The sequence below is a fragment of the Planomonospora algeriensis genome (assembly GCF_977012225.1).
In genome coordinates this window covers 1-10,339 of record NZ_CDRNDK010000218.1, presented here as the reverse complement: position 1 = coordinate 10,339, position 10,339 = coordinate 1, and the positions used below count along the sequence as shown (strand labels likewise).

Annotated in this window: 7 protein-coding genes and 1 pseudogene; 4 read left to right on the top strand and 4 right to left on the bottom strand. The window is 71.6% G+C overall.

The genetic code is table 11. The annotated features are described in order from the left end of the window. The coding region (locus ACWJ6R_RS21240) for a zinc ribbon domain-containing protein (protein WP_449063910.1) at positions 1–683 on the top strand (683 nt) is incomplete at its 5' end. A 157-nt stretch (positions 684–840) separates the two neighbouring features. Further along, positions 841–2,849, top strand: a pseudogene (locus ACWJ6R_RS21235) (thioredoxin domain-containing protein). 111 nt (positions 2,850–2,960) lie between these two features. Here ACWJ6R_RS21235 and ACWJ6R_RS21230 read toward each other — a convergent pair. Next, the gene (locus ACWJ6R_RS21230; RefSeq protein WP_449063909.1) at positions 2,961–5,096 is read right to left on the bottom strand and encodes a transglycosylase domain-containing protein; all 2,136 of its coding nucleotides are present in this window, start codon (positions 5,094–5,096) and stop codon (positions 2,961–2,963) included. Positions 5,097–5,249: 153 nt separating this feature from the next. Then, the gene (locus ACWJ6R_RS21225; protein ID WP_449063911.1) at positions 5,250–5,729 is read right to left on the bottom strand and encodes an Lrp/AsnC family transcriptional regulator; all 480 of its coding nucleotides are present in this window, start codon (positions 5,727–5,729) and stop codon (positions 5,250–5,252) included. Between the two features lie 102 nt (positions 5,730–5,831). Here ACWJ6R_RS21225 and hppD point away from each other — a divergent pair, with 102 nt between their 5' ends. After that, positions 5,832–6,941 (top strand): 4-hydroxyphenylpyruvate dioxygenase, encoded by a 1,110-nt coding sequence (gene hppD / locus ACWJ6R_RS21220; protein ID WP_449063908.1) that lies wholly within the window; start codon positions 5,832–5,834, stop codon positions 6,939–6,941. A 167-nt stretch (positions 6,942–7,108) separates the two neighbouring features. Next, a complete protein-coding gene (locus tag ACWJ6R_RS21215) occupies positions 7,109–8,596 on the top strand; it encodes a M1 family metallopeptidase (RefSeq protein WP_449063907.1) in 1,488 nt (495 codons plus the stop codon). Between the two features lie 121 nt (positions 8,597–8,717). Here ACWJ6R_RS21215 and ilvA read toward each other — a convergent pair whose 3' ends face one another. Beyond that, the gene (gene ilvA, locus ACWJ6R_RS21210; protein WP_449063906.1) at positions 8,718–9,926 is read right to left on the bottom strand and encodes a threonine ammonia-lyase; all 1,209 of its coding nucleotides are present in this window, start codon (positions 9,924–9,926) and stop codon (positions 8,718–8,720) included. A gap of 101 nt (positions 9,927–10,027) precedes the next feature. Then, the coding region (locus tag ACWJ6R_RS21205; RefSeq protein ID WP_449063905.1) for an ROK family protein at positions 10,028–10,339 on the bottom strand (312 nt) is incomplete at its 5' end.

The following is a 10,339-nucleotide window of genomic DNA, read 5'->3' as shown; positions in this document are numbered from 1 at the left end:
CTCACCTCATCGGGGCACGCTCCGGCGCTCAACCCCGGTTAACTTCGAAGAGCCCCAAATACCTGCTCTCCGGCATCCTGAGCTGCGGAAAGACCATCCCTGACACCGGCCGCATGTGCATGGCCAAACTCCGCGGAAGTCCGGACAAGCGCAACAAGTCCGGATACGTCTACATCTGCCCACCCAAAACCAGTGCTGGCTGCTCAGGGGTCGGCCGCTCAGGCGCGGCACTGGACGAGATGATCACCGATCTGGTGAAGACCAAGCTCAAGGAGCGCGCTGCCCTTGTCGGCCCGGAGCCCACATGGGAGAAGGACGAACTCCTCCAGGAACTCGACCGGAAGCTCAACGCGCTCACGCGGCGGTGGATGGGTAGCGAGATCAGCGATGACCATTACTTCCAGCTCACCACGAAGATTGAAGATCATCTGGAAGATCTTCAGCGAGAGCGTGCCGACTGGACGACCAAGCAGACGGAGGCACACCTCCTCTCCGGAGACGTCGACCACCTCTGGGATAACGTCATGGACCTGCTTCAGCGACGTGCCACGATCAAGGGCATGTTCACCGCCGTCATCGTTCACCCCGTCGACAGGGGCGTGAAGACCGCCTCAGCCAAGGACATCGAGATCGTATGGAAAGAGGGTGATCGGACGCCTGTCAGTAAGATTCGTTGGAGCTGAACGCCCAATCAGCTGCCTGACTGTTGCCACTTCTTGCCTGCCCACCCCGGCGAGGAGGCAAGCCACTCAGCAATCCACGCATCCAACCGACCCGTTGTCCTGGCCGTTCTCCGGGGTCATGATGATCACGGCCATGGCGGTGTGACATGCTGGGCTCATGAATCAGCTCGGTAGAGAGACGTCTCCCTACCTCCTACAGCACGCCGCCAATCCGGTGGATTGGCGGCCGTGGGGGAAGGAGGCGATGCTGGAAGCGCGAAGGCGGGACGTACCCCTGTTGATTTCGATCGGCTACTCGTCCTGCCATTGGTTACCCCGCTTCTAGCATCTCGTCATTTTTGGTGTCATGTCATGGCGCACGAGTCCTTCGAGGACGAGGGCACCGCGGCGCTGATGAACGAGCACTTCGTCAACGTCAAGGTGGACCGCGAGGAGCGGCCCGACGTGGACGCGGTCTACATGGCCGCCACGCAGGCGATGACCGGCCACGGCGGCTGGCCGATGACGGTCTTCGCCACACCGGAGGGCCACCCCTTCTACACCGGCACCTACTTCCCCCGGCCGCAGTTCCAGCGCCTGCTCGTCGGGGTCTCCAACGCCTGGCACAACGACCGTGAGGCCGTCCTCACCCAGGGCTCGAAGATCGTCGAGGCGCTGAACGAGCGCACCGCGTTCCCGACCGGCCCGGTCCCCTCGGCGGAGACGCTGGAGCAGGCGGTGCGCGGCCTGGCGGAGTCCTTCGACCCGGTCCGCGGCGGTTTCGGCGGGGCGCCCAAGTTCCCGCCGTCGATGGTGCTGGAGTTCCTGCTCCGGCACGGCGGGCCGGACGCGCTCCGCATGGCGGAGCGCACGCTGGAGGCCATGGCCCGGGGCGGCATCTACGACCAGCTCGCCGGGGGGTTCGCCCGCTACAGCGTGGACTCCGAGTGGGTGGTGCCTCATTTCGAAAAAATGCTCTACGACAACGCGCTGCTGCTGCGCGTCTACGCGCACTGGTGGCGCTCCACCGGCTCGGTGCTGGGCAGGCGCGTGGCCCTGGAGACCGCCGACTGGCTGCTGTCGGAGATGCGCACCCCGGAGGGCGGCTTCGCCTCGGCCCTGGACGCCGACAGCGAGGGCGTGGAGGGGAGGTTCTACGCCTGGACGCCCGAGGAGCTGCGCGAGGTCCTGGGGCCCGACGACGGCGACTGGGCCATCGGGCTGTTCGAGGTGACCGGGACCTTCGAGCACGGCACCTCGGTGCTCCAGCTCCTCGACGACCCCGACGACCCGGCCCGGTTCGAACGCGTGCGCGCCGCCCTGCTGCGGGCCCGCTCCCGGCGGGTACGGCCCGGCCGGGACGACAAGGTGGTCGCCGCTTGGAACGGCCTGGCCATCGCCGCGCTCGCCGAGACCGGGGCCCTGTTCGACCGGCCCGACCTGGTGGCGGCGGCCCGGGAGGCGGCCGTGCTCCTGGACGGGCTGCACCTGGACGGCGGCCGGCTGCTGCGCACCTCGCGCGACGGCCGGGCGGGCGGCAACGCGGGCGTCCTGGAGGACTACGCGGACCTGGCGGAGGGCCTGCTCGCGCTCTACTCGGTGACCGGGGAGGTCCGCTGGTTCCAGCGCGCCGGGACGCTGCTGGAGGCCGTGCTCGACCGCTTCTCCGACGGCTCCGGCGGGTTCTTCGACACCGCCGACGACGCCGAGCGGCTGTTCCAGCGGCCTCAGGACCCCACCGACAACGCCGCCCCCTCGGGCCGGTTCGCTGCGGCCGGCGCCCTGCTCTGCTACGCGGCGCTGACCGGTTCCGCCCGCCACCGGGAGGCCGCGGAGGCGGCCCTCGGCACGGTGAGCGTGCTGGCCCCCCAGCACGCCAGGTTCGCCGGATGGGGCCTGGCCGTGGCGCGAGGCGGCCGTCACCGGTCCCGTCGAGGTGGCCGTCGTGGGCCCGCGGACGACCCGGCCACCGCCGCGCTGCACCGGGCCGCGCTGCTGTCCGCCGTCCCCGGCCTGGTCGTCGCGGTGGGCGGGCCCGGCTCGTCCGGGGTGCCGCTGCTCGAGGGCCGGGGACTGGTCGACGGCTCCCCCGCGGCGTACGTGTGCCGGGGCTTCACCTGCCGGATGCCGGTCACCACCCCGGCCGCGCTCACAGCGGAGCTGGGCGGCGCCGTGCGGACCTCCTGAGAACGGCGCCGCGCCCCGGACGACTCCTGAGCGCGGTGCCGTTCCCGGGCGTCTCCGGGGCACGGCGCCGTGCCCGGAGTCCCGGGGAGGCCGAGGTGCTCCCGCGCCCGGTCAGCCCACCGGGACCGCGGCCTGGCCGGTGGACTCGACCCCGTCCCCGGGGCCGGTTCCGCCTCCGGTCCCGTCCCCGGGACCGGGCTCCGGGTCGTCCGGAGCCGGGACCGTGGGGTCGTCCGGAGCCGGGGGGGCGGTCGGCTGTCCGGGGTCGTCGGGAGCGGCCGGGTCGTCCGGAGCGGGAACGGTCGGCTCGTCCGGCGTCGGGGAGGTCGGGGAGGTCGTCTCCTCGGGGACGGGGTCGCCCCAGTGGCCGGGGTCGCCGGTCCCGATCTCGGGGTCGCCCCGGTAGCCGGGATCGTCGCCGGTGTAGGGGGCGGAGTGGCCGTGGGAGGACGGCTCGGGGAACTTCTCGACGGGCTCGCCCGCCATCGCCTCGGCCATGAAGGCGCGCCAGACCTGGGCGGGGTACTGCCCGCCGGACTGCACCATGCCGCCCACGACCACCGGCTTGTTGTCGTCGCGGAACATGTCCACCGCGACGGAGAGCTGCGGGGTGAACCCGGCGAACCAGGCGGACGCCGACTTGTCCGTGGTGCCGGTCTTGCCGGCGGCCGGGCGGTCGTAGAGGCGGGCCGCCGTACCGGTGCCGCCGGTGACCACCTGGGTCAGCGCGTAGGTGACGTCGGCGGCGGTCCGCTCGGTGAAGACCCGCTCGCCCTTCTCGGTGATCTTCAACTTGCCCTCGGTGCCGGTGATCGAGCGGATCACGTGGGCCCGGCGGTGCACGCCGTCCGCGGCGAAGGTGGCGAAGCCAGAGGCGTTCTGCACGGCGCTCACCGAGGCCACGCCCAGCGGCAGCGTGGCCGCGCCCCGGTGCGGGGTGAGCTGGTCGACGGGGATGCCCGCGGCCTCGGCGGCCTTGGCCACCTTGTCGAGGCCGACCTTCTGGCCGAGGTCGACGAAGGCGGTGTTCACCGAGTGGCGCATGGCCCGCACCAGGTCGACCCGGCCGTAGGAGGCGCCGCCGGAGTTGGGGATCCGGGCGGAGGCGACGCGCATCGGCGAGTTCCCCTCGACCCGGGTGCCGAGGTCGAGGCCGTTCTCCAGGGCCGCCGCCAGTACGTAGGCCTTGAAGGTGGATCCGGCCTGCACCTCGGCGGAGAAGGCGTTGTCGAACTTGTTGGCGTCGTAGTTCCGGCCGCCGTAGAAGGCGACGACCTCGCCGGTCGCGGGGTCGACGGCGGCCAGGCCGGTGCGGACCTTCTTCGGGGTGTTCTCCGGCAGGACCGAGGTGACCGCCCGCTCGGCGGCCTCCATCAGCTTCTTGTCGAACGTCGAGACGATCTTCAGGCCGCCCTGGTTGACGTCCTCGTCGGTGTAGCCCCGCCGGCGCAGCTCGGCCATGACCTGGTCGAGCATGTAGCCCTCCTGGCCCTCGGGCTCGAAGACGTCCCGGGGCTTCTTCAGCTTGGGGAACTCCGCCTTCGCGGCCTCGGCCGGGGTGATCGCACCGGTCTTGACCATGCCGTCGACCACCCAGCGCCAGCGGGACCGGGCCGCCTCCAGGTCGTCGCCCCGGGGGTCGGCGAACCTGGTCGGCTGCTGGATCACCGCGGCGAGGTAGGCGCCCTCGGAGAGGGTGAGGCCGGAGACGTCCTTGCGGAAGTAGGCGTCGGCCGCGGCCTGCACGCCGTGCGCGCCCCGACCGAAGTAGATCGTGTTGAGGTACTGCTCCAGCACCCAGTCCTTGGACTTCGAGCGGTCCACCTTCAGGGAGATCATGATCTCTTTGAGCTTGCGGACGGCGGAGCGCTCCTGGCTGAGGCCGCTGTAGTAGTTGCGGACCATCTGCTGGGTGATCGTCGAGCCGCCCTGCAGCTGCCGTCCGCTGACCGTCGACCACACGGCGCGGGCGGTGCCCCGCAGGGAGACGCCCTGGTCCTGGTAGAACGAGCGGTTCTCCGCGGCGATGACGGCGTTCCTGAGGTTCTTCGGGACCTTGTCCAGCGCGACGGCCCGGCGGTTGACGCCCTGCTTGGCGAGCACCGTCTTGCCGTCCCGGTAGTAGATCACCGAACCCTGCGCGGTGGCCGCGGCCTGCGTGCTCTCCGGGATGGGGGTCATCGCCCACGCCACGGCGAACAGACCGGCCAGCGCCACGACGCCGGCGCCGAAGACGACCAGCGCCACCCGCAGGAACCTCCTCCTGCGCGGCCGTGCCTTCCCTTCGCCCTTCAACAAGCATGCCCCCGATCCGGCCCGCGACCGACCCCCGTCGGCCACGCGAACCGTTAAGGGTAAACGGTGGATAACGGTGCCTGATTCCCTCTTGGGATGGTACGGCTAGCTCTCTGCCCGGTGGGGGACGTCCGACACCAAAGGCATCACCCGATAGGGCACAGGAGTGTCCAAGGCGATCACCGAGGAGGTCCTGACCACGCCCTGGACGTCGACGATCCGGTCGATCACCCGCTGCAGGTCGGCGTTGCTGCGCGCCACCACCCGGCAGTGCATGTCGTCGCCCCCGGTGATCGTGTGCACCTCCAGCACCTGCGGGATGGCCGCGAGCTGGACGGCGACCGGGTCGTGCCCGCTGACCTGGCGGATCTGCAGCGTGACGAACGCGGTCACGTCGTAGCCGAGGGCGGCGGGATCGACGTCGGGGCCGAACCCGGTGATCACGCCCCGGCCGATCAGGCGGTCGAGGCGGGCCTGGACGGTCCCGCGCGCCACCCCGAGCCGGCGCGAGCACTCCAGGACGCCGAGCCGGGGCTCGGCGGCCAGCAGGTTGATGAGCCGGGCGTCGAGCCCGTCGATCGTCATGATGTACAACCACTCCTCGCTGACCGGCCGGTAACTGTGCAGGTTGTCCATCAGAATAAGTAACTCTTGCGCAGGAAGACCACCGAAAACGACAGTATCCGCATGAGCGACATCTTTCCTGTGAACGGCATGGACGCCGTGGTCTTCGCGGTCGGCAACGCCAAGCAGGCCGCCCACTACTACTCCACCGCCTTCGGCATGCGGCTGGTGGCCTACCGCGGCCCGGAGAACGGCAGCCGCGACGAGGTGGCCTATGTCCTCACCTCCGGCAGCGCCCGCTTCGAGTTCCGGGGCTCCCTGCGGCCGGGCACCGACCTGGCCCGGCACGTGGCCGAGCACAGCGACGGCGTGATCGACCTGGCCATCGAGGTCCCCGACGTGGAGGCCGCCTACACCCACGCGCTCACCCAGGGCGCGCGCGGCCTGGCCGAGCCGCACACGCTGGAGGACGAGCACGGCAAGGTGGTCCTCGCCGCGATCGCCACCTACGGCGAGACCCGGCACACCCTGGTCGACCGCTCCAACTACAGCGGGCCGTACCTGCCCGGCTACGTCGCGGCCGAGCCGCTCGTCGCCCCGCCGGACGTCAAGAACGGCCGCCTGTTCCAGGCCGTCGACCACTGCGTCGGCAACGTGGAACTCGGCCGGATGGACGAGTGGGTGGAGTTCTACAAGCGGGTCATGGGCTTCACCAACATGGCGGAGTTCATCGGCGACGACATCGCCACCGAGTACTCGGCGCTGATGTCGAAGGTCGTCGCGGACGGCACCCGCAAGGTGAAGTTCCCGCTCAACGAGCCGGCCGTCGCCAAGAAGAAGTCGCAGATCGACGAGTACCTCGAGTTCTACGGCGGCCCCGGCGTGCAGCACATCGCGCTGGCCACCAACGACATCCTGACCACGGTCGACCACATGCGCGCGGCCGGGGTGCAGTTCCTGGACACGCCCGACTCCTACTACGACGACCCGGAGCTGCGCGCCCGCATCGGCGAGGTCCGTGCGCCGATCGAGGAGCTGAAGAAGCGGAAGATCCTGGTCGACCGCGACGAGGACGGCTACCTGCTGCAGATCTTCACCAAGCCGGTGCAGGACCGCCCGACGGTGTTCTTCGAGCTCATCGAGCGCCACGGCTCCCTCGGCTTCGGCAAGGGCAACTTCAAGGCCCTGTTCGAGGCCATCGAGCGCGAGCAGGAGCGCCGCGGCAACCTCTGACGCCCCCGGCCGGGGACCCGGACGCCGCCCTGCGATCCGGCTCCGGTCCGGATGGCCTGACCCGGCCGGGACCGACACCCCCCGATGGCCTGACCTGGCCGGGGCCGCTCGCGTAGTCTGCGAACGCGCCCCGGCACGGTCCGGGCCGGAAGGGGGACATCCAGACCATGGCGTCGACGACGTCACGCCGGCAGGCCTTCGCGGCGGCCGCCGTCCTGCTCTGCACGACCACCGCGACGGCCGCCTGCTCCTCCTCCGACGGGGGGAGCGACGCCTCCTCCCCGGCCGCCGGGAGGACCGTGCCGTCCGGCGCCACCGCCTCGCAGCCGGACGGGACCGGCGCCCTCCCGCCCGGGGCGGGCGCACCCGGGATCGGCGACCCCGACTTCCCCACCGACGGCAACGGCGGCTATGACGTCGCCCGCTACCGCCTCGTCCTCGACTACGACCCCGCCACCCGGCACCTGTCCGGCACCGCCGGGATCCGGGCGAAGGCCACGCAGGAGCTGACCCGCTTCAACCTGGACCTGTCCGGCTTCACCGTCAGCCGGGTCACCGTGGACGGCCGGGCCGCCGCGTTCGAGCGGTCCGGCACCGAGCTCACCGTGATCCCCGACCGGCCCCTGCCCGACCAGGCCGAATTCGCCGTCGAGGTCGCCTACGCCGGGGAGCCCAAGCCCGTCACCGGCTCGTCCAACCTCGGCACCTACGGCTTCATCCCCACCAAGGACGGCGCCTTCGTCACCTGCGAGCCCAACGGCGCCAAGACCTGGTTCCCCGGCAACGACCACCCGGCGGACAAGGCGCTCTACGAGTTCGAGATCACCGTCCCGGAGGGCGTCACCGCGCTGGCCAACGGCGAGCTCACCGGCAAGCCGGTGACCCGGGGCGGGAAGACGACCTACTCCTGGCGGGAGGACCACCCGATGGTGACCTACCTGGCCACCATGACGCTGGGGAAGTTCACCCTGCGGGAGGGGAAGACCGCCTCGGGCATCAAGAACCTGGCCGCCGTGGACCCGCGCTTCCGCGGCTCGCTGGACAAGCTCTACACCCTGTCCGGGAAGATCACCGACTACTGGGCCACGGTCTTCGGCCCCTACCCGTTCTCCTCGACCGGCGGCGTGGTGGACGACTTCTCCGCCGGTTACGCCCTGGAGAACCAGACCAAGCCGATGTACGGCGGCTTCTCCCCCGGCGAGGGGATCATCGCCCACGAGCTGGCCCACCAGTGGTTCGGCAACAGCCTCAGCATCAAGCGGTGGAAGGACCTCTGGCTCAACGAGGGCTTCGCCACCTACGCCGAGTGGCTCTGGGAGGAGCACCAGGGCGACGCCACCGCCGAGCAGACCTTCCGCCTGCACTACTCGGCGCCCGCCGGGGACGCCATCTGGAAGTACGCCCCGGGCCGCGCCAGGCCCGACGATCTGTTCAACGACTCGGTCTACACCCGCGGCGGCATGACGCTGCACGCCCTCCGGCGGAAGATCGGCGACGGGGACTTCTTCGAGCTGCTGAAGACCTGGAACAGCGAGCACCGGTACGGATACGTCACCACGGAGGAGTTCACGGCGCTGGCCGAGAAGATCTCCGGGAAGGAGCTCGACGCGCTCTTCGACGCCTGGCTGTTCCAGGAGCGGAAGCCCGCCGCCTGAGAACCCGCCCGCCCGCAGGCCGTACGGCACGCCGCCCGCCCGCGGGCCGTACGGCACGCCGATCCGCTCGCCCGGCGCGCGTCGTACGGCACGCCGGCGCGGCCGACCGGCGCGGGCGGGGTCAGGCGGAGACGATCCGGTAGCCCTGCTTCCTGAGGGAGTCCAGCACCTCCTCGGCGTGGTCGGGACCCCTGGTCTCCAGCTGGAGCTGGACCTCGACCTCGCCCAGGTTGACGCCGACCCGCTCGTGCGCGATGTCCAGCACGTTGGCGCGCAGCGCCGCCACCTCGGCCATCAGCGCCGCCAGCGTGCCCGGGCGGTCGGGCAGCGACAGGCGCAGCGTCAGGTAGCGGCCCGCCGCGGCCAGGCCGTGCCGGAGCACCTTCACCAGCAGCAGCGGGTCGATGTTCCCGCCGGAGAGCACGGCCGCCACGGGAGGCTCGAAGAGCTCCGGATGCGCCATGATCGCCGCCACCCCGGCCGCCCCGGCGGGCTCGACCACCTGCTTGGCGCGCTCCAGGCAGAGCACCAGGGCCCGGGAGATCTCCTGCTCGGTGACCGTGACCACGCTGTCGACCAGGTAGTGGATCAGCTCGAAGGGCAGCTCCCCCGGCCGTCCCACCGCGATGCCGTCGGCCATCGTGGTGGCGGGCCGCACCGTGACGGGATGCCCCGCCGCGAGCGAGGCCGGGTAGGCGGCGGCCCGCTCGGCCTGCACGCCGACGACCCGCACGCCCGGCCGGAGCGACTTGGCCGCCAGCGCCACCCCTGCGGCGAGCCCGCCGCCCCCGATGGAGACCGCGATGGTGCCGGTCTCCGGGAGCTGCTCCAGGATCTCCAGCCCGATGGTGCCCTGCCCGGCGACGACGTCGGGGTGGTCGAAGGGGTGGATGAACACCGCGCCGGTCCGCTCGGCGTGCTCCCGCGCACCGGCCAGCGCGGTGTCCACGCCGTGCCCGGCGAAGACCACCTCGGCGCCGTAGGAGCGGGTCGCGGCCACCTTGGGCAGCGGCGCCCCCTCCGGCATGTAGACCGTCGACTCCGTCCCCAGGAGTCCCGCGCCGAGCGCCACGCCCTGGGCGTGGTTGCCCGCGCTGGCCGCCACCACGCCCCGCCGCAGCTCCGCGGCGCTCAGCCGGGCGATCCTGACGTAGGCGCCGCGCACCTTGAACGAGCCCGAACGCTGGAGGTTCTCGCACTTGAGATGGACGGGCCCGCCGAGCAGGTCGGACAGCACGCGTGAGTGCACCACCGGGGTCCGCAGCGCGACATCGCCCAGCAGCTCCCGGGCGGCGAGCACGTCCTCGAACGTCACCTGCGGCATCGACATGCCGGCCGTCCTCTCCTCACGTGCCCCGCCGTCTCATCGCGTGCCCCGCCGTCCGCGCGGCGGGCCGGGCGGAGCCGCACCGGTCCAGGAGCCGTACCCGCTCAGTCACCGGGCGACCAGTAGCGGTCCGCGGCCAGGACGAGGGCGGCGGCGCCGACGAGACCGGCGTCCTGGCCCAGGGAGGCCGGGACGACGCGCACGCGCCGGGCGAAGTCCAGCCGGACGTGCGCCCGGAGGGTCTCCTCCAGCGGGTCGAACAGCAGCCGCCCGGCCTGGGACAGGCCCCCGCCGATGGTGACGACGTCGAGGTCGCACAGGTGGGCGGCGGAGGCCACGGCCAGGCCCACCGCCCGTCCGGCCCGCTCCATGGCGGCCAGGGCGATCGCGTCCCCCGCCGCGGCGTCGAGCGCGAG

Coding starts and splice junctions, on each gene's coding strand:
- ACWJ6R_RS21225 (WP_449063911.1), bottom strand. CDS start 5,729: ATGACGATCGACGGGCTCGACGCCCGGCTCATCAACCTGCTGGCCGCC.
- hppD (WP_449063908.1), top strand. CDS start 5,832: ATGAGCGACATCTTTCCTGTGAACGGCATGGACGCCGTGGTCTTCGCG.
- ACWJ6R_RS21215 (WP_449063907.1), top strand. CDS start 7,109: ATGGCGTCGACGACGTCACGCCGGCAGGCCTTCGCGGCGGCCGCCGTC.
- ilvA (WP_449063906.1), bottom strand. CDS start 9,926: ATGTCGATGCCGCAGGTGACGTTCGAGGACGTGCTCGCCGCCCGGGAG.